Origin of the sequence: Actibacterium sp. XHP0104 (genome assembly GCF_025751515.1) — a bacterium.
Taxonomy (GTDB): domain Bacteria; phylum Pseudomonadota; class Alphaproteobacteria; order Rhodobacterales; family Rhodobacteraceae; genus Actibacterium_D.
This window is the reverse complement of sequence record NZ_JAOWLE010000001.1, coordinates 381,421-405,650: the sequence shown is the minus strand read 5'-3', so window position 1 is coordinate 405,650 and position 24,230 is coordinate 381,421. Positions and strand designations below refer to the sequence as shown.

Annotated in this window: 25 protein-coding genes; 16 read left to right on the top strand and 9 right to left on the bottom strand. The window is 65.4% G+C overall.

Annotated elements, in window-relative coordinates:
• Window positions 1–46 precede the first annotated feature (46 nt).
• The 5 genes from OE856_RS02090 (at window position 47) to OE856_RS02070 (ending at window position 4,168) form a co-directional block, all read left to right on the top strand.
• Complete coding sequence (locus OE856_RS02090; RefSeq protein ID WP_263714388.1) at window positions 47–1,396, top strand: M48 family metalloprotease; 1,350 nt, start codon at window positions 47–49, stop codon at window positions 1,394–1,396.
• Window positions 1,397–1,485: 89 nt separating this feature from the next.
• A complete protein-coding gene (locus OE856_RS02085) occupies window positions 1,486–2,235 on the top strand; it encodes a DsbA family protein (RefSeq protein ID WP_263714387.1) in 750 nt (249 codons plus the stop codon).
• Between the two features lie 145 nt (window positions 2,236–2,380).
• Window positions 2,381–2,851 (top strand): MarR family winged helix-turn-helix transcriptional regulator, encoded by a 471-nt coding sequence (locus tag OE856_RS02080; protein WP_263714386.1) that lies wholly within the window; start codon window positions 2,381–2,383, stop codon window positions 2,849–2,851.
• A 106-nt stretch (window positions 2,852–2,957) separates the two neighbouring features.
• Entirely contained in the window at window positions 2,958–3,161 is a 204-nt protein-coding gene (locus OE856_RS02075; protein ID WP_263714385.1) for a DUF2892 domain-containing protein, read from the top strand.
• A 35-nt stretch (window positions 3,162–3,196) separates the two neighbouring features.
• Entirely contained in the window at window positions 3,197–4,168 is a 972-nt protein-coding gene (locus tag OE856_RS02070; protein WP_263714384.1) for an MBL fold metallo-hydrolase, read from the top strand.
• A gap of 54 nt (window positions 4,169–4,222) precedes the next feature.
• Here OE856_RS02070 and ndk read toward each other — a convergent pair whose 3' ends face one another.
• Window positions 4,223–4,645 (bottom strand): nucleoside-diphosphate kinase, encoded by a 423-nt coding sequence (gene ndk, locus OE856_RS02065; protein ID WP_263714383.1) that lies wholly within the window; start codon window positions 4,643–4,645, stop codon window positions 4,223–4,225.
• 158 nt (window positions 4,646–4,803) lie between these two features.
• Here ndk and OE856_RS02060 point away from each other — a divergent pair, with 158 nt between their 5' ends.
• The 4 genes from OE856_RS02060 to OE856_RS02045 are packed head-to-tail and all read left to right on the top strand — an operon-like array spanning window position 4,804 to window position 8,235.
• Window positions 4,804–5,088 carry a hypothetical protein gene (locus tag OE856_RS02060; RefSeq protein WP_263714382.1) on the top strand — a complete coding sequence of 95 codons (285 nt, stop codon included), beginning with the start codon at window positions 4,804–4,806 and terminating at the stop codon, window positions 5,086–5,088.
• A 31-nt stretch (window positions 5,089–5,119) separates the two neighbouring features.
• A complete protein-coding gene (locus OE856_RS02055; protein ID WP_263714381.1) occupies window positions 5,120–6,970 on the top strand; it encodes an ABC-F family ATP-binding cassette domain-containing protein in 1,851 nt (616 codons plus the stop codon).
• A gap of 4 nt (window positions 6,971–6,974) precedes the next feature.
• Window positions 6,975–7,595: a MarC family protein gene (locus tag OE856_RS02050; RefSeq protein ID WP_263714380.1), complete on the top strand. Its 621-nt coding sequence runs from the start codon at window positions 6,975–6,977 to the stop codon at window positions 7,593–7,595.
• Window positions 7,596–7,653: 58 nt separating this feature from the next.
• Window positions 7,654–8,235 (top strand): TIGR02281 family clan AA aspartic protease, encoded by a 582-nt coding sequence (locus OE856_RS02045; RefSeq protein ID WP_263714379.1) that lies wholly within the window; start codon window positions 7,654–7,656, stop codon window positions 8,233–8,235.
• 93 nt (window positions 8,236–8,328) lie between these two features.
• On the opposite strand, the gene OE856_RS02040 is transcribed toward OE856_RS02045, so the two are convergent.
• Together OE856_RS02040 and OE856_RS02035 are read right to left on the bottom strand one after the other, a co-directional pair.
• The gene (locus OE856_RS02040; protein ID WP_263714378.1) at window positions 8,329–8,790 is read right to left on the bottom strand and encodes a DNA polymerase III subunit chi; all 462 of its coding nucleotides are present in this window, start codon (window positions 8,788–8,790) and stop codon (window positions 8,329–8,331) included.
• Window positions 8,790–10,259, bottom strand: coding sequence for a leucyl aminopeptidase (locus tag OE856_RS02035; RefSeq protein WP_263714377.1), 1,470 nt, complete (start codon window positions 10,257–10,259; stop codon window positions 8,790–8,792). The genes OE856_RS02040 and OE856_RS02035 overlap by 1 nt, the downstream gene beginning before the upstream one ends.
• 125 nt (window positions 10,260–10,384) lie before the next feature.
• On the opposite strand from OE856_RS02035, the gene lptF reads away from it, so the two are divergent.
• The 6 genes from lptF to rsmA are packed head-to-tail and all read left to right on the top strand — an operon-like array spanning window position 10,385 to window position 17,824.
• On the top strand, window positions 10,385–11,521 hold the full coding sequence (gene lptF / locus OE856_RS02030) for an LPS export ABC transporter permease LptF (protein ID WP_263714376.1): 1,137 nt from the start codon (window positions 10,385–10,387) through the stop codon (window positions 11,519–11,521).
• Window positions 11,518–12,618 (top strand): LPS export ABC transporter permease LptG, encoded by a 1,101-nt coding sequence (gene lptG / locus OE856_RS02025; RefSeq protein ID WP_263714375.1) that lies wholly within the window; start codon window positions 11,518–11,520, stop codon window positions 12,616–12,618. The genes lptF and lptG overlap by 4 nt, the downstream gene beginning before the upstream one ends.
• On the top strand, window positions 12,618–14,765 hold the full coding sequence (locus tag OE856_RS02020) for an LPS-assembly protein LptD (protein WP_263714374.1): 2,148 nt from the start codon (window positions 12,618–12,620) through the stop codon (window positions 14,763–14,765). The genes lptG and OE856_RS02020 overlap by 1 nt, the downstream gene beginning before the upstream one ends.
• Window positions 14,766–14,789: 24 nt before the next feature.
• Window positions 14,790–16,001: a peptidylprolyl isomerase gene (locus OE856_RS02015; protein ID WP_263714373.1), complete on the top strand. Its 1,212-nt coding sequence runs from the start codon at window positions 14,790–14,792 to the stop codon at window positions 15,999–16,001.
• A complete protein-coding gene (pdxA, locus tag OE856_RS02010) occupies window positions 15,998–16,969 on the top strand; it encodes a 4-hydroxythreonine-4-phosphate dehydrogenase PdxA (protein ID WP_263714372.1) in 972 nt (323 codons plus the stop codon). Before OE856_RS02015 ends, pdxA begins: the two co-directional genes overlap by 4 nt.
• Before the next feature lie 12 nt (window positions 16,970–16,981).
• The gene (gene rsmA, locus OE856_RS02005; protein ID WP_263714371.1) at window positions 16,982–17,824 is read left to right on the top strand and encodes a 16S rRNA (adenine(1518)-N(6)/adenine(1519)-N(6))-dimethyltransferase RsmA; all 843 of its coding nucleotides are present in this window, start codon (window positions 16,982–16,984) and stop codon (window positions 17,822–17,824) included.
• 6 nt (window positions 17,825–17,830) lie between these two features.
• Here the strand turns inward: rsmA and OE856_RS02000 are convergent, their stop codons facing one another.
• The 6 genes from OE856_RS02000 to dksA all read right to left on the bottom strand — a co-directional run bounded on the left by OE856_RS02000 (window position 17,831) and on the right by dksA (window position 23,189).
• Window positions 17,831–18,364 carry a DUF4167 domain-containing protein gene (locus OE856_RS02000; RefSeq protein ID WP_263714370.1) on the bottom strand — a complete coding sequence of 178 codons (534 nt, stop codon included), beginning with the start codon at window positions 18,362–18,364 and terminating at the stop codon, window positions 17,831–17,833.
• 221 nt (window positions 18,365–18,585) lie between these two features.
• Entirely contained in the window at window positions 18,586–19,422 is an 837-nt protein-coding gene (gene prmC, locus OE856_RS01995; protein ID WP_263714369.1) for a peptide chain release factor N(5)-glutamine methyltransferase, read from the bottom strand.
• A complete protein-coding gene (prfA, locus tag OE856_RS01990) occupies window positions 19,419–20,471 on the bottom strand; it encodes a peptide chain release factor 1 (protein WP_263714368.1) in 1,053 nt (350 codons plus the stop codon). The genes prmC and prfA overlap by 4 nt, the downstream gene beginning before the upstream one ends.
• 30 nt (window positions 20,472–20,501) lie before the next feature.
• On the bottom strand, window positions 20,502–21,464 hold the full coding sequence (speB, locus tag OE856_RS01985; RefSeq protein WP_263714367.1) for an agmatinase: 963 nt from the start codon (window positions 21,462–21,464) through the stop codon (window positions 20,502–20,504).
• 61 nt (window positions 21,465–21,525) lie between these two features.
• A complete protein-coding gene (locus OE856_RS01980) occupies window positions 21,526–22,695 on the bottom strand; it encodes an FAD-dependent monooxygenase (RefSeq protein ID WP_263714366.1) in 1,170 nt (389 codons plus the stop codon).
• Between the two features lie 71 nt (window positions 22,696–22,766).
• Complete coding sequence (gene dksA / locus OE856_RS01975; RefSeq protein ID WP_263714365.1) at window positions 22,767–23,189, bottom strand: RNA polymerase-binding protein DksA; 423 nt, start codon at window positions 23,187–23,189, stop codon at window positions 22,767–22,769.
• A 190-nt stretch (window positions 23,190–23,379) separates the two neighbouring features.
• On the opposite strand from dksA, the gene OE856_RS01970 reads away from it, so the two are divergent.
• The gene (locus OE856_RS01970) at window positions 23,380–24,222 is read left to right on the top strand and encodes an AAA family ATPase (RefSeq protein ID WP_263714364.1); all 843 of its coding nucleotides are present in this window, start codon (window positions 23,380–23,382) and stop codon (window positions 24,220–24,222) included.
• The last annotated feature ends 8 nt before the right edge of the window (window positions 24,223–24,230 follow it).

Here is a 24,230-nt window from a genome sequence, read left to right as displayed (position 1 = left end):
GACTGCGCACATGGTGACCTTTTTTCAGTGCGCAAGCGGACAGTCAATGCCAGCCCTCCCCCAGATCTCTGTGCGCCGCCCGGTCGCGGCCCTGCTGTGCGGCCTGTTGATGCTGCTGCATCCGCTGGCGGCCTCGGCCCAGGGGCTGATCCGCGATTCCGAAATCGAATACGCGCTGAACCAGCTTTTGACCCCGCTGGCCGGGGCGGCGGGCATGGGCGGCGGGCAGATGCGGGTGCTGGTGGTGAATGACAGCTCGATGAACGCCTTCGTCGGAGACAACCAGACCATCGTCATGCATTCCGGCCTGCTGCTGCGCCTGAAGACCGCGCAAGAGGTGCAGGCCGTGCTGTCACACGAGCTGGCCCATATCGCCAACGGTCATCTTTCGCGCCGCATCGCCAATCTACGCAGCACCAACAACATCGCCAAGATGGCGCTGATCCTGTCGGCGGCGGCGGCCATAGGCGGGGCCGACGGGCGCGCGGTCAGCGGGCTGGCGATCGGGTCGACCTCGACCGCGCAGCGGCTGTTCCTGGCCCATACCAGGGCCGAGGAAAGCTCGGCCGACCAGGCAGGCGCGCGCTATATGGCCGGGGCGGGTATCGACCCCGGCGCCATGCTGGACGTGCTGGAACTGTTTCGCGGTCAGGCGGCCCTGGGCCCCGCGCGGCAGGACCCTTACGTGCTGACCCACCCGCTATCGCAAGATCGCATCCGCGCCCTCACCGGTTTCGCCGCCGCCTATGGCGACAAGGCCCGACCCAACCCGCAGGCCGATTACTGGTTCGCCCGCGCCCAGGGCAAGCTGGGCGCCTTTACACAGGCGCCGTCCTACACGCTGCGCAAGGTGGCCAAGGGCGACAATTCAGATATTGCCGTGATGCGCCGCGCCATCGCCTATCACCGCAAGCCCGACCCAAAGGCTGCCCTGCGCGAGGCCGACCGTCTGGTGCAGATGCGCCACGAAGACGCCTTTGCGCATGAGCTGCGCGGGCAGATCTTGCTGGAATCGCGCAATTTCGCGCCTGCCGTGAATGCTTATGCCCGCGCGGTGAACCTGCGGCCCGGCGATGCGCTGATCCTGGCGGGCTATGGCAGGTCGCTGCTGGCGCTGGATACCGCCGACGGCAACCGCAAGGCGCTGGCCGCGCTGGAAAAGGCCCGCGCGCGCGACCCATATGACCCGCGGATGCTGCGCGACCTGGCCGTGGCCTATGCGCGCGCGGGCAATAACGGCATGGCCTCGCTGTCGACGGCGGAACGCTATGCGGTGATGGGTCAGCTGAGGGATGCCGCGATCCATGCCAGCCGCGCAGCCGGGCTGTTGCCCAACGGATCTCCGGGCTGGCGCCGGGCCCAGGACATCCTGCGCGCCGCCAAACAGGCACAGTGACGCAGGCACATAACGTCATTGTGCATAGCCGTTGCCCCCCGTCCCGGCCTATGAAATAGCTGTCCCGACCGAAACCACGGAGAGACCCGATGACCCGCTTTCTGCTTGCCGGCGCCCTGGCGGCCCTGACCCTGGCCGCCCCTGCCGGTGCAACCGACCTTGCCTCGATGTCCCAGTCCGAGCGCGAGGCCTTTCGCGCCGAGGTGCGGGCCTATCTGCTGGACAACCCCGAAGTGCTGATGGAGGCCATCGCCGTTCTTGAGGAACGCCAGGCCCATCAGCAAGTCGCGGCGGATGTGGCCCTGGTGGCCACCAATTCCGACGAGATCTACAACGACGGCTATTCCTGGGTCGGCGGCAACCCCGACGGCGACATCACCCTGGTTGAATTCATGGATTACCGCTGTGGCTATTGCCGCAAGGCCTATGACGACGTGAATACCCTGATCAAGACCGACGGCAACATCCGTTTCGTGGTCAAGGAATTCCCGATCCTGGGCGAAGAATCCGACCTGTCATCGCGCTTTGCCATCGCCGCCCAGCAGATCGCGGGCGACGAGGCCTATGAAAAGGCCCATGACGAGCTGATCACCTTTCGCGGCAAGGTCTCGGTCAAGAGCCTGGCCAATCTGGCCGAAAAGCTGAACCTGGACGCCGATGCCGTCATCGCCCGCATGACCTCGCCCGAGGTTGACCAGGTGATCGCCGCCAACCACGCCCTGGCCCAGCGCCTTGGGATCAGCGGCACGCCCACCTTCGTGCTCGAGGAACAGATGCTGCGCGGCTATGTGCCGCTGGCGGCGATGCAACAGATCGTGGCCGAGGTGCGGGCGCAGTAACCCGCGCGCAGCCTTTCCATGGGCCGGGGTTCTCATCTCCCCGGCCGATATCCCCCCGCTGTCCTTTTTTCCCGCCTCAGGCAAATTCGGATCGACCGGCATCCGAAATCTCGCCTAGTATCGGGAAAAAAGAATGGGGGTCATCATGGAAGCACCTGAAATCTATAACATGCCCGGGCATTACATCCGTCGGCTGCACCAGATTTCCGTCTCGGTCTTTGCCGACCGCGTGGCCCGCGCGGGTCACGCCCTGACGCCGGTGCAATTCGCCGCCATCTCGGCCATCGCCAGCAATCCCGGCATCGACCAGGCCACCCTGTCCGGGCTGATCGCCTATGACCGCGTCACCATCGGCGGCGTGATCGACCGGTTGGAACAAAAGGGCCTGGTGCGGCGCGAGATCTCGGAACGCGACCGCCGGGCGAAGGTGCTGCATCTGACCGAGATCGGCCTGGACGAGTTCGAGCAGGTCAAGGTCGTGGTGCAGTCGCTGCAACGCGAGGTTCTGTCGGGCCTCACCCCCGAGGAACAAGAGACCCTGTTGCAACTGATGCGCAAGGCCGCCGAGGCCGGTAACAAGCTAAGCCGTGCGCCCCTGCGCCAGCCCCTCGCCTGACGCGGAAATCGTTTCCCAGTCACATTCGCATACTTGAATTTATCTTCGCCAGCGGGCATATTGCGCCCAAAGGCCCGATCCCCGTGGCCTGCTGATGGAGTATCCCATGACCCTTGACCGTGCTGTGATGATGTTTGCCGGCGTGATGATCCTGATCTCGGTGGCACTGGCCTATTTCGTGTCGCCCCTGTGGCACCTGTTCACCGCATTCATCGGCGTGAACATGTTCCAGGCCTCGATCACCGGCTTCTGCCCCGCGGCCAACATCTTCAAAAAGCTTGGCGTAAAGCCCGGAACCGCGTTTAACTAAGCGGATAGAGTTCGCATCCGTTCTGGGAGGAAACGATGCCCCATTTTGACCCGACCCGTCGCCGTCTGTTGAAACTGGCCGCGGCGGCCCCTGCGCTTGCACTGCCTGCCGCACCCCTTTTGGCCAATGTCGGGGGGCCGGGTGCGGCAGGCAACGCGCCCTATTTCCGCTTTTCGATCGGCACGACCCGGCTGACGGTCGTGTCCGACGGCTATCTCGACCTGCCCGCCGGCAGTTTCCCGAACGCGTCACAAGACGATGTCATCGCCTTTCTCAAGTCGCATCAGCTGTCGGTCGACAACAACTATTCCCACACCAACCACCTGGTGATCGACACCGGCGAGGCCGTGGTGCTGATCGACGTGGGCTCTGGCAGCCGGTTCCTGCCCACCGCGGGGCGCTTGATGGCTAATCTCGATGCCGCCGGCATCGACCCGGCCAGCATCACCCATGTGGTGATCACCCATGCCCACCCCGATCATGTCTGGGGCATCCGCGACGACTTCGACGAGCCGCTCTTTCCCGACGCGCAATATGTCATCGGCGGGGCCGAGTATGACTGGTGGATGCAGGACGGGCTGGCCAATACCGTGCCGCTTGAGATGCAGCAATTCGTGGTCGGCGCGGTCAACGCGCTGGGCACCGATGGCGTCGACTGGACCCGCGCCGAGGACGGGTTCGAGGTTGTGCCGGGCGTGCGCATGATCGCGACGCCAGGCCACACGCTGAACCACCTGTCGGTCGTGGTCGAAAGCGAGGGCAAACAGCTGATCGCGCTGGGCGACGCGATGACCCACGCCTATGCCAGCTTTGAACGCCCCGACTGGCATGGCGGTTTCGACCAGGACGGCCCCATGGCCGCCGCAACCCGCCACCGCCTGCTGGACATGGCTGCCGCCGACGGCATGGCGGTGCTGGGCTATCACTTCCCCTTCCCCGGCGTGGGTCACGTCATGCGCGACGGCGACGCCTTCAGGTTCGTCCCGGCAATCTGGAACTGGGGCTAACGAAAACGCCCGCCGAAATGGCGGGCGTTTCACGTTTCAGCCAGGGTGAACCGATCAGCCGACCAGTTCGAGACCCGAGAAGAAATAGGCGATCTCGGTGGCGGCGGTGTCTTCGCCGTCTGAGCCGTGGATCGAGTTCTCACCGATCGACAGGGCGAATTCCTTGCGGATGGTGCCTTCGGCGGCCTCAGACGGGTTGGTGGCGCCCATCACTTCGCGGTTCTTGGCGATGGCGTCTTCACCTTCCAGCACCTGAACGACGATCGGCTCGGATGCCATGAACTCGCACAGTTCGCCGTAGAAGGGGCGCTCTTTGTGAACGGCATAGAACACGCCGGCCTGGGCCGGGGTCAGGTGAATGCGTTTCTGCGCGATGATGCGCAGGCCGGCGGCCTCGAGCTTGGCGTTGATGGCGCCAGTCAGGTTGCGCTTGGTCGCGTCGGGCTTGATGATCGAGAAGGTGCGTTGAATGGCCATCGGGCTCGCTCCTGTTGGTGGGTTTCGCTGGCCCGCCTCTAACACGGGGACCAGACAGGATAAAGAGCGGAGTCGCGGCGGGTCGGAAACCGCTCTTGACATTTCTGACTATTTTAATCAGAAATAAGCCGATTTCACCAACAAGGGGATTTTCCGCCATGAAACGTGTTCTGCCGCTGGTCGCATTGCTTGCCACCCCCGCGTATGGCACCGAGCCTCTGACCTTTACCTACGAGATGTTCGAAAGCGCGGTCACTCATGCCGACCTGGCCGAATGCCCGCCCGAACTGGCCGGCGAGAACCGCTTTTGCCGCGCGACGCTGCACCTTGATGCGCTGAACGTGTTCGCCTTTGACGACGCGGGCGACACGCCACTGGTGGCATTCCAAAGCTATGATGCCTCGGATCTGCACAGCCTGCTGAAAACCCCTTTGCCTGATTGACTTGTCCTCGGCGCTGGTCCACAGCACGCCCATGCTCAGGATCGACGACCTTCACTATTCCATCTCTGGACGTCCCCTTTTCACGGGCGCCAGCGCCACTATTCCAACCGGTCACAAGGTGGGGCTTGTGGGCCGCAACGGCGCGGGCAAGACCACGCTGTTCCGCCTGATCCGGGGCGAGCTTTCGCTTGAAAGCGGCAGCATCACCCTGCCCTCCCGCGCCCGCATCGGCGGCGTCAGCCAGGAAGTGCCCGGATCGGATGTCAGCCTGATTGATACCGTTCTGGCCGCCGATACCGAACGCGCGGCCCTGATGGCCGAGGCCGGCACCGCCACCGACCCCGCCCGCATCGCCGAGATCCAGACCCGCCTGGCCGATATCGACGCCTGGTCGGCCGAGGCCCGCGCCGCAAGCATCCTCAAGGGCCTGGGCTTTGACGATGACGATCAGCGCATGCCCTGCTCTGCGTTTTCGGGCGGCTGGCGGATGCGCGTCGCTCTGGCCGCCGTGCTGTTCGCGCAGCCCGACCTGCTGCTGCTGGACGAACCGACCAACTATCTCGACCTCGAGGGCGCGCTGTGGCTGGAAAACTATCTGGCGCGCTATCCGCATACGGTCATCATCATCAGCCACGACCGCGGCTTGCTGAACCGGGCCGTGGGGGCGATCCTGCATCTCGATGAGCGTAAGCTGACGCTTTATCAGGGCGGCTATGATACCTTTGCCCGCACCCGCGCCGAACAGCGCGCCGTGCAGGCCGCGCAGGCCAAGAAACAGGCCGACCACCGCGCCCATCTGCAAAAATTCGTTGATCGCTTCAAGGCCAAGGCCAGCAAGGCCAAACAGGCGCAGGCCCGCGTCAAGATGCTGGAAAAGATGGAACCGATCACCGCCCCCGAAGAGGCGGCGCGCACCGTGTTCACCTTTCCCAACCCCGAGGAGCTGAGCCCCCCGATCATCGCACTGGAAAGCGCGTCCTGCGGCTATGGCGACACGGTCGTGCTGCGCAAGATGAACCTGCGCATCGACCAGGACGACCGCATCGCGCTGTTGGGCAAGAACGGTCAGGGCAAATCGACCCTGTCAAAGCTCTTGTCCGACCGGCTGCCGCTGATGGGCGGGCGGATGACGCGGGCGAACAAGCTGCGGATCGGCTTTTTCGCCCAGCACCAGGTGGACGAGCTGCATATCGACGAAACGCCGCTGCAGCACCTGCAACGCGAACGCCCCGAGGTGCAGCAATCGAAACTGCGCGCCCAGCTGGCCGGGTTCGGCCTGGGCGCCGATCAGGCCGAAACCGAGGTCGGCCGCCTGTCGGGCGGGCAAAAGGCGCGGCTGTCGCTGCTCTTGGCCACGCTTGACGCGCCGCACCTGCTGATCCTTGACGAACCCACCAACCACCTGGATATCGAAAGCCGCGAAGCCCTGGTCGAAGCCCTGACCGCCTATTCGGGCGCGGTCATTCTGGTCAGCCACGACATGCACCTGCTGTCGATGGTGGCCGACCGGCTGTGGCTGGTCAAAGACGGGCTGGTCACGCCCTATGAAGACGATCTCGACAGTTACCGCGCGCTGCTGCTGGCCAGCGACAAGCCCGCCAAACGCGCCGAACCCGCCCCCGACAAACCCAAGCGCGCCGATCGTGACATCATGCAGGCCCTGCGCGCCGATCTGCGCAAATGCGAAGACCGCGTCGGCAAGCTGACCGAGATGCGCGAAAAGCTGGATGCCAAGCTGGCCGATCCCGCCCTTTACGAGCCCGGCAAATCCGACGAGATTGCCAAGTGGCAGCAGAAACATGCCGAGGTGATGGACGGGCTGGCCCGCGCCGAGGCATTGTGGATGGATGCCATGGAGCGGCTGGACGCCGCCGGGGGATAACCGCTTGGACCTGACATTCTACATCAGCGCCTTTGTCACGCTTTTCGTGATCATCGACCCTGTCGGCCTGACGCCGCTGTTCGTGGCGATCACCCAGGGCATGACCCCACGCGAACGCCGCGCCATCACCCTGCGCGCAACGCTGACGGCGGCGATCTTGCTGACGATGTTCGGCCTGTTAGGCGAGGCCGTTCTGGGCTTTGTCGGCATCTCGATGGCCGCCTTCCGCATCGCGGGTGGCATCCTGCTGTTCCTGACCGCGCTGGAAATGCTGTTCGAGCGCCGCACCAAGCGCCGCGAAGACCAGACCCACGAAGACCGCCCCGACCCGTCTGTCTTTCCACTGGCCACGCCGCTGATCGCCGGGCCCGGCTCGATGGCGACGATGATCCTGCTGGCGGGCGAGGCCGAGGGCAATCTGCCGATGCTGGTTGGCGTGCATCTGGTGATGCTTGGGGTGCTGACGATCATGGCGCTGATGTTCGTGTCATCGGGCCTGCTAGAGCGGGTTCTGGGCAAGACCGGCATCAACGTGGTGACGCGCCTGTTGGGCATGCTGCTGGCGGCGCTGTCGGTGCAGTTCGTCCTCGACGGGCTGCGCGATTTTGGCCTTGCGCCAGTTTGACACCTCAAACTCTGCCGCGCCTGCCCTATATTGAACCCGTAACCGTTTCGGGGGCCGCATGAGCAGCAACGACTATGCCAGCCTGATCTATCTTGTCCTGCTTGCCGCTGCGGTGGGCGGGTATTTCATTGCCCATAACCGCCGCCGCAAAACCCAGATGGCCCAGCAAGCGGCGATCTGGGGGCTGATCTTTCTGGGGGTGATCGCGGCCTATGGGCTGTGGGGCGATATCCGCCACACCGTCGCGCCGCGCCAGACCGTGATCGCCGAAGAGGGCCGCATCATCGTGCCCCGCGCCCCTGACGGGCATTACTATGTCACCGCGCAGGTCAACGGGGTCACCGTGCCCTTTGTGGTCGATACCGGCGCGGGCGAGATGGTTCTGACGCGCCAAGATGCCGCGCGGGCGGGGCTGAAGCCCGATGAGCTACGCTATTTCGGGCAGGCCCGCACCGCCAACGGCACCGTGGCCACGGCCCCGGTCAAGCTGGACGAGGTGCGTTTTGGCCCCTTCACCGACCGCAACCAGCGCGCCTGGGTCAATGGCGGCGAGATGGATATGTCGTTGATGGGAATGGGGTATCTCAACCTGTTCGAGCGTATCGAGATCACCGGGTCAGAGCTGATCCTGTCGCGGTAAAGCGGTGCGCGCGTGCCGCGCGCGCGGTCATGTCTCGCGGCCCAGGGGCCGCTCGGGTGCCTCCGGCGGAGGTATTTTCGCCAAGATGAAAGATCAGCCGCTTTCGGCCTTTTTCTCCCAGCGGCCGCTTTCCTCGGACCAGTATTGCGCCGCCGCGCCGGCATCGGTGAGCGATTTCCATTGCTGCCGGGCATGGGCGACGGCATCGGGGTCGTTGCCGTCGAACAGGATGCAAGTGCGTTCATGGCTGGCGATTTCAGGCGCGGTGACATCGGCGCCGTCGATTGCCATCAGGCATTGCGCGGCGTTGGGCGCGGTGTGGGCCGTGGTCAGCAGGATCGGCTGGTCGGCGTCATAGGGGCCGCCCGCGACGCCATGGGGCAGGAAGCTGCCATCACCGATCAGCCAGAGACGGTCGTTGAGCCATTTGATCCGGTCGGGGCGGGTGCCGCGCACGGCCACGCGCCAGCCTGCCGCCAGGGATTTCTCGAGCAGCAGCGGCAGCGTGACCTCGAGCGGGTTTCGGGTCAGGTGATAGAAATAGACCTGTCCCATCAGGTCTCGAAATTGTCGCGGATCATGCGATTCAGCGCCATCACACCCCAGCCCGTGGCGCCCTTGGGCGCATAGGCGGTGTCGGATTTGACGCTGGCGACCCCGGCGATGTCGAGGTGAATCCAGGGGGTATCATCTTTGACAAAGCGCTTGAGGAAAGCCGCGGCGGTGATCGAGCCGGCCGGGCGGCCGCCGGTGTTCTTGATATCGGCGATGCGGCTTTCGATCAGCTTGTCATAGGCGGGCGACAGCGGCATGCGCCAGGCGCCCTCTTGCTCGGCCTCGGCGGCCTTGAGGAACTGGCCGCAGATCGCGTCATCGTTCGAAAAGACGCCTGCGTTTTCATGGCCCAAGCCGATAATGATCGCCCCGGTCAGCGTCGCGAGGTTGATCATGCCCGCCGGTTTGAACCGCTCTTGCGCGTACCAGAGCACATCGCCCAGCACCAGGCGCCCTTCGGCATCGGTGTTGATGATCTCGACCGTGTCGCCCTTCATCGATTTGACCACATCGCCGGGGCGCGTGGCCTCGCCCGAGGGCATGTTTTCGACCAGACCCACCAGGCCCACGACATTGGCCTTGGCCTTGCGCAGGGCCAGCGTGCGCATCACGCCCGCCACGACGCCCGCGCCGCCCATGTCCATGGTCATGTCTTCCATGCCGGCGGCGGGTTTCAGGCTGATACCGCCAGTGTCGAACACCACGCCCTTGCCGACCAGCGCCAGCGGGGCGTCGCCCTTTTTGCCGCCGTTCCAGTGCATCACCACCACCTTGGACGGGCTGACAGAGCCCTGCCCCACCGACAGCAGCATCCGCATGCCCAGCTTTTGCAGCGCGTCCTCTTCGAGGATCTCGACCTCGAGCCCAAGTTCCTGCATCGCGGCCAGCCGGGCGGCGAAATCGCTGGTGGTCAGCACGTTGGCGGGCTCATTGACCAGATCGCGGGTAAAGAACACGCCTTCGGCCACGGCGGCATGGGCGGCCGAGGCGGCGGCGACCTCTTCGGGCTTCGCGCACATGACGCTGACCGCGCCCTTGGCGGGTTTGGCATCGGTCTTGTAGGTGTCGAACCCGTAGGACCGCAGCGCCAGCCCAAAGGCGATCTGATCGGCATGTTTATGATTGCCCGCCGCAACCAGCATGTCGGCGGCATTGCGCAGCTTGGCCAGCGCGGCGCCGGCCTTGCGGGCCTGTTCGATATCGGCGCGCGCGTCCAGGCGCACCAGATCGATGGCCTCGGCCCCCATGCCCGACGGCCACGCCAGCGAGCGCACCTCGCCCGGCTTCATCTTCTCGAACGCCTCTGACTCGGCAAAGCGCAGCAGCGCCCCGCGCGTCAGCTTGTTCACCCGGCGCCCGGCGGCATCCAGCTTGCCCCCCGCGCCAATCAGCACCGCCACCCGGCCCGCGGCGCGGTCGATGGCATCCAGATCGGTGTCACGGAAATTGATCTCGGGCGGGGTTGTCATGGTGCTCTCCTGGTTGGTTCCCCAAATACCTAAGCTGTGACCCGCCGCTTGACCAGATAGCAGTTTTACCCGCCCGGCAATTGGTCTAGTGTCGCCGGCAATTCCTGGGGCCTTTGGGGGTGCTCGTGCCGCGTTTCGATCGCTATCTGCTGTCTCAGCTGATGGTCTTGTTTGGGTTCTTTTCCCTGGTGCTGGTGGCCGTCTACTGGCTGAACCGGGCCGTGCGGCTGTTCGACCAGCTGATCGGTGACGGCCAAAGCGCGGGCGTCTTCCTGCAAATCACCCTGTTGTCGCTGCCCTATGTCATCAAACTGGTACTGCCGATTTCCGCTTTCGCGGCAACCGTTTACGCGGTGAACCGGCTGATGTCGGAAAGCGAGCTGGTTGTGGCGCAGGCCAGCGGGCTGTCGCCCTTTCGCATGGCGCGGCCGGTGGCGCTATTCGGGCTGTTGATCAGCGTTCTGCTGCTGATCCTGGCGCATGTGCTGGTGCCCATCAGCCGCGAGCGCATGACCGAGCGCCAGGCCGAAGTGTCCGAAAACGTCACGGCGCGGCTGCTGACCGAGGGCCGGTTCCTGCACCCGACCAAGGGCGTCACCTTTTATATCGGCGAGATCACCAGCCTGGGCGAATTACGCGACATCTTCCTGTCGGACGCCCGCGATGCGGCGCGACGCACCACCTATTCGGCCAAGCGGGCCCTGCTGGTGCCCGGCGATGACGGCACGCCCAAACTGGTGATGTTCGAGGGCCTGGCCCAGACCCTGCGCCTGGCCGATCAAAGCCTGGCCGTCACCCATTTCGAGAACGCGGTTTTCGATATCGGCGGGATCATCGGCACCAAGAACGCCCGGCGCACCAAGATCGACGAGCTGTCGACCGCCGCCCTGCTGGCCGCTACGCCCGAAACGATCGAGGCCACGCGCAAGACCCGCGCCGACCTGCTTAGCGAGGGGCATTCGCGGTTCGCCCAGCCCTTTACGGCGCTGTCCTCGGTGTTGCTGGGCTTCAGCGCGCTGATGCTGGGCGGGTTCAGCCGGTTCGGCCTGTGGCGGCAGATCGCCTTCGCGATCGGGCTGCTGATCGCGGGCCATCTGCTGGACAACGCCTGTACAGACCTGGCGCGCAGCGACGAACGGATGTGGTGGGCGCATTATCTGTCGCCGCTGATCGGCATTTGCGGGGCGATGCTGCTGCTGTGGATCGCCAGCCGCCCACCCATGCGCCGCCCCCGCCCCCCCGCGACGGAGGCCCCGGCATGAAGCTGCACCTCTATTTCGCGCGCAAATTCGCGGTCAGCCTGCTGGCCGTTCTGGCCGCCTTCGCGATGATCGTGCTGATGCTGGACGTGGTCGAGCAGGTGCGCCGCTTCGAGATCGGCACCGTGACCTTTACCCAGCTCTTTGGCCTGTCGCTGCTGAACACGCCCGAGGCGCTTTATGGCATTCTGCCGCTGATCGTGATGCTGGCGACGCTGACGCTGTATCTGCGTCTGGCCCGCTCGTCCGAGCTGGTGGTGACGCGCGCCTCCGGGCGCTCGGCGTTGCAATCGCTGCTGGCTCCGATCACCACCGCGCTGCTTGCGGGCGGTCTGGCGGTGGCGGTGTTCAACCCGCTGGTCGCGGCCACCGGCAAAATCTACGAAGAACGCCTCGAGACCTATCGCAGCGGCACCAGCAGCGCGTTGTCGATCACCGTCGAAGGCCTGTGGCTGCGCCAAAGCAGCGCCAATGGCCAGACCGTGATCCGCGCCCCGCGCGCCAACCAGGACGGCACGGTGCTGTTCGATGTCACCTTCATCACCTTCTCTGCCCAGGACGGCCCCGTCAGCCGCATCGAGGCCGCGCGCGCCGAGCTGGGCGATGGCGCCTGGGCGCTGACCAATGCCAAGCAATGGGATCTGGCGCCCGAAACGCGCAACCCCGAACGCACCGCCACCCGGCATGACACGCTGTCGCTGCCCTCGGACCTGACGCGCGAACGCATCCGCGACAGTTTCGGATCGCCCGATGCGGTGCCGATCTGGGCGCTGCCGGCCTTTATCAACGATCTCGAGGCCGCCGGCTTTTCCGCCCGGCGTCACAAGGTCTGGTTCCACATGGAACTGGCGCTGCCGCTGATGTTCGTGGCGATGGTGCTGCTGGCGGCGGTCTTTACCATGCGCCACACCCGGTTCGGCCGCACCGGGCCGATGGTTCTGATGGCCTTCGGGCTGGGGCTGGGGCTGTTCTTCCTGCGCGACTTTGCGCAGGTCATGGGCGAAAACGGTCAGATCCCGCCCGAGCTGGCCGCCTGGTCCCCGCCCCTGGTCGCGATGCTGCTGGCGGTCGGGCTGCTCCTGCACCTGGAGGATGGATGATGACCCTGCGGGTGACTTCCTGGATCATAGCCGCGTTCGTCGGCCTGGTCATCGGCCTGACCCCGACGGCCCGCGCCGAAACCGCGGACGATCCCCGACTGGCGACGCTGATCGCCGACCGCGTGCTTGTCGCGCCCGGCGGCACGCTGGTGGCCGAGGGCAATGTCGAGGTGCTGTTCGACGGCTATCGCCTGATGGCCAGCCGTGTGACCTATGACCGGCCCAGCGACCAGCTGTCGATCGAGGGCCCGATGCGCATCATTCTCGACACCGGCTCGGTGATCACCGCCGACAGCGCCCGCCTGTCGGCCGACATGCGCGACGGCTTGCTGCGCTCGGCCCGGATGGTGCTGGATTCGCGCCTGCAACTGGCCGCCTCGGAAATGCTGCGGATCGAGGGCCGCTATACCGTTCTGAACAAAACCGTCGCCTCGTCCTGCCGCATCTGCGTGGGCGAGCCCGTGCCGCTGTGGCAAATCCGCGCCCGCCGGGTGATCCATGACACCGAGGCGCGCCAGCTGTATTTCGACCAGGCCCGCTTCGAGGTGGTTGGCCTGCCGATCTTTTACGCCCCGCGCCTACGCCTGCCCGACCCGACGCTGGAACGCAGCAGCGGGTTCCTGACCCCTTCGATCCGGGCGACCAACCGCCTGGGCGTCGGCATCAAGATCCCGTATTTCCTGACGCTTGGCCCCCATGCCGACATCACCGTGACGCCCTACCTGGCCCATGACTTCACCCGCACGCTAGAGCTGCGCCTGCGCAAGGCCTTTGTGAATGGCGAGATCGAGGTGAAGGGCGCAGTCTCGCGCGATGACCTTCTGCCCGACCAAACCCGCGCCTATATCTTTGCCCAGGGCCAGTTCGACCTGCCGCGCGACTATGAGCTGCGGTTCCAGCTGCAAGGGGTCGAAGACCCGAAATACCTGTCGGATTACGACTATTCCGGGGCTGACCGCCTGCGCAGCGGCATCACCATCAGCCGCACCCGGCGCGACGAATATGTGCAGGGCGGGCTGACCTACCTGCATACGCTGCGCGCCTCCGAATCGAACCGCACCATTCCCTCGACGGTCGCGCAGGCCCTGATCGAGCGCCGTTACGAGCCGGGTGGCATCGGCGGCATCGCAACCCTGGGCGCCGAGGCCTTTGCCTTCAATCGCCGTTCGGGCGCCGATGTGATCGGGCGCGACCTGGCGCGGCTGACGGTCGAGGCCGACTGGCAGCGCGACTGGACCCTGCGCAACGGCATGCTGTTCGGCCTGCAAAGCGCGCTGGCGCTGGATTACGTCAACGTCTCGGATGACGCGGCCACCCCCGATGGCGTGCTGCGCAGCACCCCGTTTCTGGCCGCCGAACTGCGCTGGCCCATGTCGCGCACCGAAACCGGCGGCGCCGTGCAGGTGCTGGAACCCATGGCCCAGCTGGTCTGGAGCAAATCCAACACCGACAGCCTGCCCAACGAAGACAGCCTTTCGACCGCCTTTGACGAGGGCAACCTGTTCTCGCTCAGCCGCTTTCCCGGCGCCGATGTCCGCGAAGAGGGGCTGCGCGCCAACCTGGGCCTCAGCTGGACACGCTATGACCCACAGGGCTGGTCGGCCTCGGCCACGCTGGGCCGGATCATCCGCTTTGACGACGCGAACCAGTTTTCCGCCCCTTCGGGCCTGAGCGGCGACACCAGCGACTGGCTGGTGGCGGCCTCGCTGAACACTTCGGATGATTTCACCATCACCAACCGCGCCCTGTTCGACGACAACCTGACCTTTACCCGCAACGAGCTGCGGCTGGACTGGTCGCGCGATACGTTCGACCTGGGGTCAAGCTATATCTGGCAAGAGGCCGACCCGACCGAGATGAGGTTCGAGGCCAGCCATGAATGGCTGATGGATGCCGGCTATGAGGTCGCCCCCGGCTGGACCGGCCGCGCCAGCTGGCGCTATGACCTGACCGCCGACCGCGCCGCCGAGGCCGGGGTCGGGCTGGAATACGCCAATGAATGCGTCAGCGTCGATCTTTCCCTCTCGCGCCGCTTCACCTCATCGACTAGTGTGAGACCAACAACCGACTTTGGTCTCAGGATTTCGCTGATCGGTGTGGGCGGGGGTGCCAAAGGATCAACCCATCGCCGCACCTGCGGCCTATAGAACCGAGCAGAACGGACAGGTGACATGACCCGACTGACCCGCTTTCTCATCGCGTTGACCCTTGCCGCCGTCGCGCCCGCGCTTGGCCTGGCCCAACAGGGTGGCCCCTACGCGCCACGGCTGATCGTCAATGACCGCGCCATCACCAACTGGGAGGTCGATCAGCGCATCCGCATGATGGTGGCGCTCAACAGCCCCGGCGACCTGGAAACCGAGGCGCTGGAAGGGCTGGTCGAAGACCGCCTGCGCATGGACGCCGCGCGCGCCATGGGGCTGGAAGTCACCCCCGAGGCCGTTGACGCCGGGATGGAAGAATTCGCCGCCCGTGGCGGGCTGAGCGCCGAACAGTTCGCGGGCTTTCTGGCCCAGAACGGCGTCGCCACGGAAAGTTTCCGCGATTTCGTCGAGGCCGGCCTGGCCTGGCGCCAGGTGGTGCAAACCCGCTTTGGCCCGCGCGCCCAAATCACCGAACAGGAAATCGACCGCGCCATCGCGCTGACCACCCGCGCCGGCAGCGCCCGCATCCTGATGTCGGAAATCATCCTTCGCGCCGACACGCCCGAATACAAGGCTCAGGCGCAGGAACTGTCGCAGCAGCTGGCCCGCAACATCGACAGCGACGTCGAATTCGCCGCCGCCGCGCGCCAGTATTCGGTATCGCAATCGGCCGGTCGTGGCGGCCGTGTCGACTGGCTTGACCTGTCGCGCCTGCCGCCTGCCATCGCGGCACAGGTGCTGTCGCTTGGCCCCGGCGAGGTGACCGACCCGATCCCATTGAACAACGCCATCGGCCTGTTCCAGCTGCGCGCGATCGAAGAGGAGGATCCGCGCGAACCCGAGACCCTGGCCGTCGAATACGCCCGCCTGCTGCTGCCCGAGGGCGCCACCCAGCGCGCTGCGGATCTGGCCCTGGAGGTCGATGTCTGCGACGATCTTTACGGGATCGCGCTGGACGAAAAACTGCCCCCCGAGCAATTGCTGCGCGAGGCCCAGTCGGTTGCCGATGTGCCGGGCGATCTGGCCACGCAGCTGGCCGGCATGGATGACGGCGAGACCACGATCCTTGCCCGGAACGGCGCGACAGAGCTGTTGATGCTGTGCGGCCGCACTCCGGCGCTGGATCAGGAATTCGACCGCGGCGCGCTGCGCCAGCGCCTGGTCAGCCAGCGCATGGGCAGCTACGCCGACAGCTATCTGGCCGAGCTGCGCGCCGACGCCATCATCCGCGAACCATGACCCGACCGCCCATCGCGCTGACCTGCGGCGAGCCCGCGGGCATCGGCCCCGAAATCACCGCCCGAGCCTGGGATACGCTGGGCGCGCGGCTGCCGTTTTTCTGGATCGGTGATCCCGGCCACCTGCCCGCCGGCACCCCGCATGTGGAGATTCACGCGCCCGAGGACGCGCTGCATGTCTCGGCCCGCGCCCTGCCGGTGCTGCGCCATGACCTGCCCGGCCGCCTGACCCCCGGCCAACCCAACCCGGACCATGCCGCCGGAGTGATCTCCAGCATCGCCCGCGCCGTCGAGTTGGTGCAGGAAGGCCGCGCCAGCGCCGTCTGCACCAACCCGATCAGCAAGCAGGCCCTGCAAGACGGCGCCGGGTTCGCCTATCCGGGCCACACCGAATACCTGGCGTCATTGGCCGGGGTGGATCGTGTGGTGATGATGCTGGCTTGCGACGCGCTGCGGGTGGTGCCCACCACGATTCACATCCCGCTGGCCGATGTGCCCGCCGCCCTGACCCCCGAGTTGCTGGAAACCACCCTGCGCATCACCCGCGACGCGCTGATCCGCGATTTCGGCATCGACACGCCGCGCATCGCCGTCGCAGGTCTGAACCCGCACGCGGGTGAAGGCGGCAAGATGGGGCATCAGGAAATCGACATGATCGCCCCCCTGATCGCGCGGCTGCGCGCCGACGGCATGAACGTCTTTGGCCCCCTGCCCGCCGACACGATGTTCCATGCCGGAGCCCGCGCGCGCTATGACGTGGCGGTGGCGATGTATCACGATCAGGCGCTGATCCCGATCAAGACGCTGGATTTCGCGGGCGGCGTGAACGTGACGCTGGGCCTGCCCTTCATCCGCACCTCGCCCGATCACGGCACCGCGTTCGATATCGCCGGCCAGGGCAAGGCCGACCCCACCAGCCTGATCTCGGCGCTGCGCATGGCCGACCGCATGGCGCAGGCGCGCGGCTGAAGGAGACCGACCATGGCAGCCATCGACGGCCTTCCCCCCCTGCGCGAGGTGATCGCCACGCACGGGCTATCGGCCAAGAAATCGCTGGGGCAGAACTTTCTGCTCGACCTGAACCTGACCGCCAAGATCGCGCGTCAGGCCGGAGATCTGTCGCAATGCGACGTGCTGGAAATCGGGCCCGGCCCGGGCGGGCTGACCCGTGGCCTGCTGGCCGAAGGCGCGCGCCGGGTGCTGGCCGTTGAAAAAGACGCCCGCTGCCTGCCCGCGCTGGCCGAGGTCGCCGCCGCCTATCCGGGCCGGCTAGAGGTCATCAACGCCGACGCGCTGACGCTGAACCCGCTGGAACACCTGACGCCGCCGATCCGCATCGTCGCCAACCTGCCCTATAACGTGGGCACGGAACTGCTGGTGCGCTGGCTGACGCCGCCGCAATGGCCGCCCGTCTGGCAAAGCCTGACGCTGATGTTCCAGAAAGAAGTGGCCGAGCGCATCACCGCCCAGCCCGGCGGCAAGGCCTATGGCCGGCTGGCGATCCTGGCGCAATGGCGTTCGGACGCGAAAATCGTCATGTCTCTGCCGCCCGAGGCCTTTACCCCGCCGCCGAAGATCCATTCATCCGTGGTGCATCTTGTGGCCCGGCCCGAACCGCTGTTCCCCGCCGATCCTGCGGTGCTTAGCCGCGTCGTGGCCGCCGCCTTTAACCAGCGCCGCAAGATGCTGCGCGCCAGCCTGAAAGGCGTGGCCCCCGATATCGAGGACCGCCTGCGCACGGCAGGGATTGCCCCCACCGAGCGCGCCGAACAGCTATCAATCGAAGAATTCTGCGCCCTCGCCCGTGCCGTGGCCGAGGGCTAGGCCGCGTTATTCCGCGGCCGGGGCCTGCGGTTCGCCGGCCGGTTTCTCGGCCTGATCGTCACCGCCTTGCGCCTTGGGCTTGCGGGCGCGACGGCGCGGAGCGGGCTTTTCGACGGGCTTTTGCTCGGGCGTTTCGACCAGCCCGCTGTCACCCGAATCCGACCCGGTATCGGCGACATCCAATGCATCGCCCTTGGGCTGTTCACCCATATCGGCCCGCTGGTTGCCGTCATCGCCCTGGTTCGGGCGGTCACGGTTCTGCTGGGCCTCTTGCTGTTCGCGGCGGGCGTCCATCTCGCGCTGCGCCTCGCCCAGAAGGCGGGTGTAATGTTCGGCATGCTGCTGAAAGTTCTCGGCGGCAACGCGATCATTGGCCAGTTGGGCATCGCGTGCCAGCTGGTTGTATTTCTCGATGATCTGCTGCGGAGTGCCGCGCACCTTGCCCTCGGGGCCCGAGCTGTCGAACACGCGGTTGACGATGTTGCCGACCGAGCGCGAACGGTTCGATTTCGACCGCGAACGTGACTTAGATGATCTCATGTTTGTTTTTTTCCAGCCTTGTTTTGGCTTTTCGGACCCTGACCGGATAGCGTTTCCAGCCGCAATTTTGATCCGATATCTTTCTGGCTTGCTGTCGAGGGGGACTTGCACGTCCCGCCCCTCGCCTTTCTGAGATAACCTTGCCCGCCCCCCCAAACAAGCGAAAAATGTGCAGAAAACACACTATTTCCCGTGTTAGCGTCCCGAAAATTGCAGTTTTCTCAGGTTTTTGCGGTTCGCGCGCGGGCGCTGACCACGCGGTCACGCCCATCAAGATCAGGATGCACCTGCACCTCGCCAAGGCCCGCCGCCTTAAACAGCCCCGCCACGTCTGGCCCCTGGGCCGCGCCGATTTCCACCATCAGGCGCCCGCCGGGCCGCAAATACGCCCCCGCCCCCGCCGCAATCGCGCGGTAAGCATCCAGCCCGTCACCGCCGGGCGTCAGCGCCATGCGCGGCTCGTGCAGCACCTCGGGCGACAGATCGGCCATCTCGGCCTCGGTGATATAGGGCGGGTTCGACACGATCAGATCGAACTGGCCGTCGATCGCCGCAAACCAGTCCGAGCGGATGAAATCGGCCTCGACACCCAACCGCCGGGCGTTTTGCTGCGCCACGGCAAGCGCCGCATCCGACAGATCGGCCCCCAGCCCGCGCGCCTCTGGCCGTTCGGCCAGCAGCGTCAGCAGGATACAGCCCGAGCCCGTGCCCAAGTCCAGAACGCTGTCAAACGGCTCTTCCAGCGCCAGCGCGATCAGGGTTTCGGTTTCGGGGCGCGGGTCCAAGACGTCGGATGTCACAGAGAAGTCACGCCCGTAGAAGGCGCGCGTGCCGGTGATATGCGATACCGGCTCGCGCGATGCGCGGCGGGCAATGGCGGCCTCGAAATCCGCCAGGGCCTGCGAGGACATCGGATCATGCAGCGCCAGCGTCAGGCGCCCCGGCGCGATCCCCATTGCATGGGCCAGCAGGCGGCGCGCATCGCGTGGGGCATCGGGCACATCCGCCGCGCGCAGCCGCACCACCGCCGCCGCCAGCGCCTGGGCGCCGGTCGTCATCCGTTCATCTCGGCCAGCTTGCGGGCTTGATCGTCCGAGATCAGCGCGTCGATCACCTCGTCCAGATCGCCCTGCATCACCTGATCCAGCTTATAAAGCGTCAGGTTGATGCGATGATCGGTCATGCGGCCCTGCGGAAAATTATAGGTGCGGATGCGTTCCGACCGGTCGCCCGAGCCGACCTGGCTTTTGCGGGTTTCCGAGCGCTCATCATGCAGCTTTTGCCGCTCGAGATCATATAGCCGGGTGCGCAGCACCTGCATGGCGATCTCGCGGTTTCGGTGCTGCGATTTCTCGCTGCTGGTAACCACGATGCCAGTCGGGATGTGGGTGATCCGCACAGCGCTGTCGGTGGTGTTGACGTGCTGGCCGCCCGCACCCGAGGCGCGCATCGTATCGATGCGGATGTCGGTCGTCGGGATGTCGATATCGACCTCTTCGGCCTCGGGCAGCACCGCCACGGTGGCGGCCGAGGTATGAATGCGCCCGCCGCTTTCGGTAGTGGGCACGCGCTGCACCCGATGCACGCCGGATTCGTATTTCAGCCGGGCAAACACGCCCTCGCCCTGCACGTTTGCAATGACTTCCTTGATCCCGCCCAGCTCGCTTTGCGATTCTTCGATGATCTCGAACCGCCAGCCCCGCGCCTCGGCATAGCGCTGATACATGCGCAGCAGATCGCCGGCGAACAGCGCGGCCTCGTCGCCGCCGGTGCCGGGGCGGATCTCGATGATGGCGGGGCGCGCATCGGCGACATCCTTGGGCAACAGCGCCAGTTGCAGCGCCTCTTCCATCTCGGGAATGCGGGCCTTGAGCGCAGGCAGTTCCTCTTCGGCCAACTCGCGCATCTCGGGGTCTTTCAGCATCAGCTGCGCCTCGGCCAGATCATCCAGCGCCTGACGATAGGCGGCGATCTGGTCGGCCACGGGCTTTAGCTCGGAATATTCGCGGCTGATGCGGGCGAAATCGCCGGTCGCCCCCTGGGCCATCTGGGCCTCGAGGAATTCGAACCGTTGGGTGATCTGATCAAGTTTATCAAAGGGAACCATGCGCTTGTCTTGCCCAGCCGTGCGGCGCGGTCAACCCCGCTTGTTCCAGCAGTAAAGGCACATCAGTTCCACCGCGACATGGGCACCGGCAATCGCCGTGGCACCGGTGGTATCAAAGGGCGGAGAGACCTCGACCACATCGCCGCCGACCATGTTGATGCCGGCCAGGTCACGCAGCATATGCGCGGCCTGGGCGCTGGTCAGCCCGCCCCAAACGGGCGTGCCGGTGCCGGGCGCATAGGCCGGGTCAAGCGCGTCGATGTCAAAGGTCACATAAGTGGGGTGATCGCCCAGGATCGACTTGATCCGCGCCACTGCCGCCGCCGTGCCGCCCTCATGCACCTCACGGGCGTCGATGATATTGACGCCCATCGTGTCGGGGTTTTCGGTGCGAATGCCGACCTGCACGCTGCGCGCCGGGTCGATCAGCCCCTCTTTGACCGCCTTGTAGAACATGGTGCCGTGGTCGATGCGGTCGAAATCATCATCGGCCCAGGTGTCGGAATGCGCATCGAAATGCAAGAGCGACAGCGGCCCGAACTTGCGCGCATAGGCCCGCAGGATCGGGAACGAGATATAATGATCGCCGCCCAGCGTCAGACTGCCCGCGCCTGCATCCAGAATACCGGCGATATGGGCGGTCAGCGCGGCGGGAAACTTGCGCGTATCGGCATAGTCAAAGGCCAGATCGCCGTAATCGGCGACGTTGAACTCGTCGACCGGGTTGAACCCCCAGCCATAGGGCGGATCAAAGGCCTGCAACGCGCTGGCCTCGCGGATGGCACGGGGGCCCAGGCGGGTGCCGGGGCGGTTGGTCACCGCCTGATCGAACGGCACCCCGGTGACCGCCAGATCGACGCCGGTCAGATCCTTGGTATAGCTGCGGCGCAGGAACGAGGTCGCGCCCCCGAATGTGTTCTCAAAGGCCAGCCCGCGATAGCCCTCGCGGGTAAAGGCGGTGTCGATCTGTTTGGCGGCGTCTTCCAGGGCCATGTGCGGCGCTCCGTCTGCTGTGATGGTCAAGCTTAGCGGCAAATCCGGCGGCATGGCCAGACTAGGGATAAAGCCGGGTCACGTCATAGCCATAGATCCAGTCGAACCGTTTCAGCATCATATCGGGCGCAACCGCCCCCGCCACCCGCAGCGCCAGATGCCCCAACGTGCGTTTCGATCCGGTCAGGTGGTAGTTGCGGGCGTTCTTTGAGGCCGCATCGACGATGTCGATACAGCGTTCACGCCGGGCGATCTGATAATTGCTCAGCGCCTCGGCACGGTCGTCATGCCCCGCCAGCGCCGCCGCCAGAACCCAGGCATCCTCAAGCGCCATATTCGCACCCTGCGCCATGAAGGGCAGCGTCGGATGCGCGGCATCGCCCAGAATGGCGGCGTGATCATTGTGCCAGACCGGCGCGACCGGGTGGCGGAACAGCCCCCACAGGAACACGTCATTCACCTGATCCAGCAGCTGCCGCACCTCGGGCGCGAACCCGGCGAAAGCCGCGCGCAGGTTGTCGGGATTGTCGGTATGCGACCAGCTTTCAACCGCCCAGGCGTCACGCTCTTCGACGGCGACGATATTCATCAGCTTGCCGCCACGCAGCGGGTAACGCACCAGGTGCCGCCCCGGCCCCATATAGACCCGCACCAGCGGATCGGGGGCCTTTTCCATGGGCACGGTCGCGCGCCAGGCCACCTGGCCGGTAAAGGCGGGCCGGGCCGCACCGTTCAGCTGGGCCCGCACCACCGAGTGCAGCCCGTCGGCGCCCAGCACCAGATCGGCCTGCATCTGCGCGCCCTGCGCGGTGGTCAGATGCGCGCCGTCAGTATCGAATTGCAGATCCGAGATCTGTTGCAGCAGGCGAATGCGCACCCCCGCCTCGCGCGCGGCCTCGGCCAGCATCTCGATCAGATCGGCGCGGTGGAAAAAGTAATAGCCCTGCCCGCCACGGGTCAGATCCAGTTGCAACACCCGCTGCCCGCTGGCGCCATCGCGCAGCTCGACCATGCGGCCGCGCTGGCCAAGGGTCTCTAGCTGATCCCCCTGCCCCATGGCCCGAAGAACCGCCGCGCCGTTGGGGGAAATCTGCAACCCCGCGCCAACCTCGCGAATGGCCTCGGCCTGTTCCAGAACGGTCACCTGCGCCCCGCGCTGCGCCAGCAGCGTGGCCACGGCCAGACCGGACACCCCGGCCCCGATGACGGAAATCTTTTGCCCGATCAGCATACCTGCCCCCAGAAAACGACACCGGGGCGCGGTGGCCCCGGTGCGAAAACGTTCAGAACCGCATGTCGCGATCAGTCGTCGCGATGCACCTTTTCGCGGCGTTCGTGACGTTCCTGCGCCTCGAGGCTGAGGGTCGTGGTCGGACGCGCATCCAGGCGACGCAGCGAGATCGGCTCGCCGGTTTCCTGGCAATAGCCGTATTCGCCTTCGTCGATGCGGCGCAGCGCCCCGTCGATCTTGGACACCAGCTTGCGCTGGCGGTCACGGATACGCAGCTCAAGCGCGCGATCGGTTTCCTCGCTGGCGCGGTCGGCCAGATCGGGGATGTTGCGCGCACCATCCTGCAGACCTTCGATGGTCGATTTGCTTTCATCCAGCAACTCGGCCTTGAGGCTTAGCAATTTGCGTCGGAAATATTCGAGCTGGCGCTCGTTCATGAACGGTTCGTCCTCTGCGGGACGATAATCGTCTGGCAAGAAAGATTCGGCCTTCATACCTGCTCCCTTTCGCAGGCCGGGCCCGAATGTTGTCGCAACGTCAGTCACCCGGCACTCCTCGCGGGTTGGCTTACCCCAATGCTGGGGGGTTGTCACTAGCATATAGTGCCGCTTTATGGCTTTTTGAAGTCTGCCGGGAGTTGCGCTAAACACGCAGCCAAGACACGCCTTTTAGACAGGAAACCCAATGAAATTCACCTCTACCGATTCCTATGTCGCCACCGAGGATCTGACCGTCGCCGTGAACGCCGCCGTCGCGCTGGAGCGCCCGCTGCTGGTCAAGGGCGAGCCCGGCACCGGCAAGACCGAACTGGCCAAGCAGGTCGCCGCCAGCCTGGGCCTGCCGATCATCGAATGGCACATCAAATCGACCACCCGCGCCCAGCAGGGCCTTTATGAATACGACGCCGTCAGCCGCCTGCGCGACAGCCAGCTGGGCGACGAGCGCGTGCATGACGTGCGCAACTATATCCGCAAGGGCAAGCTGTGGCAGGCCTTTGAGGCCGACCAGAAAGTCGTGCTGCTGATCGACGAGATCGACAAGGCCGATATCGAATTCCCCAACGACCTGCTTCAAGAGTTGGACAAGATGGAATTCCACGTCTACGAGACCGGCGAAACCGTCCGCGCCAAGGTCCGTCCGGTGGTCATCATCACGTCAAACAACGAAAAAGAGCTGCCCGACGCGTTTCTGCGCCGTTGCTTCTTTCACTACATCCGCTTCCCCGACATCGACACGATGCGCCAGATCGTCGAAGTGCATCACCCCGGCATCAAGGCCAAGCTGCTGACCGAGGCGCTGACGCAATTCTATGAAATCCGCGACACGCAGGGGCTCAAGAAAAAGCCTTCGACCAGCGAAGTGCTGGATTGGCTCAAGCTGCTGCTGGCCGAGGATCTGAACCCCGAAGACCTGAAGCGCGACGGCGTGAATGCCCTACCGAAACTGCATGGCGCATTGCTGAAAAACGAGCAGGACGTGCACCTGTTCGAGCGTCTGGCCTTCATGGCGCGGCGCGCCCAGCGTTAGGGCCGGGA

Bases quoted from the DNA above. Each gene is read 5' to 3' on its own strand.
- OE856_RS02040 (WP_263714378.1), bottom strand. From the start codon at position 8,790: ATGGGACAGGTCTATTTCTATCACCTGACCCGAAACCCGCTCGAGGTC.
- OE856_RS02075 (WP_263714385.1), top strand. From the start codon at position 2,958: ATGACCCTTGACCGTGCTGTGATGATGTTTGCCGGCGTGATGATCCTG.
- dksA (WP_263714365.1), bottom strand. From the start codon at position 23,189: ATGAAGGCCGAATCTTTCTTGCCAGACGATTATCGTCCCGCAGAGGAC.
- OE856_RS02090 (WP_263714388.1), top strand. From the start codon at position 47: ATGCCAGCCCTCCCCCAGATCTCTGTGCGCCGCCCGGTCGCGGCCCTG.
- OE856_RS02080 (WP_263714386.1), top strand. From the start codon at position 2,381: ATGGAAGCACCTGAAATCTATAACATGCCCGGGCATTACATCCGTCGG.
- OE856_RS02000 (WP_263714370.1), bottom strand. From the start codon at position 18,364: ATGAGATCATCTAAGTCACGTTCGCGGTCGAAATCGAACCGTTCGCGC.
- ndk (WP_263714383.1), bottom strand. From the start codon at position 4,645: ATGGCCATTCAACGCACCTTCTCGATCATCAAGCCCGACGCGACCAAG.
- speB (WP_263714367.1), bottom strand. From the start codon at position 21,464: ATGGCCCTGGAAGACGCCGCCAAACAGATCGACACCGCCTTTACCCGC.
- OE856_RS02035 (WP_263714377.1), bottom strand. From the start codon at position 10,259: ATGACAACCCCGCCCGAGATCAATTTCCGTGACACCGATCTGGATGCC.
- OE856_RS02070 (WP_263714384.1), top strand. From the start codon at position 3,197: ATGCCCCATTTTGACCCGACCCGTCGCCGTCTGTTGAAACTGGCCGCG.
- OE856_RS01970 (WP_263714364.1), top strand. From the start codon at position 23,380: ATGAAATTCACCTCTACCGATTCCTATGTCGCCACCGAGGATCTGACC.
- OE856_RS02085 (WP_263714387.1), top strand. From the start codon at position 1,486: ATGACCCGCTTTCTGCTTGCCGGCGCCCTGGCGGCCCTGACCCTGGCC.
- OE856_RS02055 (WP_263714381.1), top strand. From the start codon at position 5,120: ATGCTCAGGATCGACGACCTTCACTATTCCATCTCTGGACGTCCCCTT.
- OE856_RS01980 (WP_263714366.1), bottom strand. From the start codon at position 22,695: ATGCTGATCGGGCAAAAGATTTCCGTCATCGGGGCCGGGGTGTCCGGT.
- pdxA (WP_263714372.1), top strand. From the start codon at position 15,998: ATGACCCGACCGCCCATCGCGCTGACCTGCGGCGAGCCCGCGGGCATC.
- prmC (WP_263714369.1), bottom strand. From the start codon at position 19,422: ATGACGACCGGCGCCCAGGCGCTGGCGGCGGCGGTGGTGCGGCTGCGC.
- lptG (WP_263714375.1), top strand. From the start codon at position 11,518: ATGAAGCTGCACCTCTATTTCGCGCGCAAATTCGCGGTCAGCCTGCTG.
- OE856_RS02045 (WP_263714379.1), top strand. From the start codon at position 7,654: ATGAGCAGCAACGACTATGCCAGCCTGATCTATCTTGTCCTGCTTGCC.
- rsmA (WP_263714371.1), top strand. From the start codon at position 16,982: ATGGCAGCCATCGACGGCCTTCCCCCCCTGCGCGAGGTGATCGCCACG.
- OE856_RS02020 (WP_263714374.1), top strand. From the start codon at position 12,618: ATGACCCTGCGGGTGACTTCCTGGATCATAGCCGCGTTCGTCGGCCTG.
- prfA (WP_263714368.1), bottom strand. From the start codon at position 20,471: ATGGTTCCCTTTGATAAACTTGATCAGATCACCCAACGGTTCGAATTC.
- OE856_RS02060 (WP_263714382.1), top strand. From the start codon at position 4,804: ATGAAACGTGTTCTGCCGCTGGTCGCATTGCTTGCCACCCCCGCGTAT.
- OE856_RS02015 (WP_263714373.1), top strand. From the start codon at position 14,790: ATGACCCGACTGACCCGCTTTCTCATCGCGTTGACCCTTGCCGCCGTC.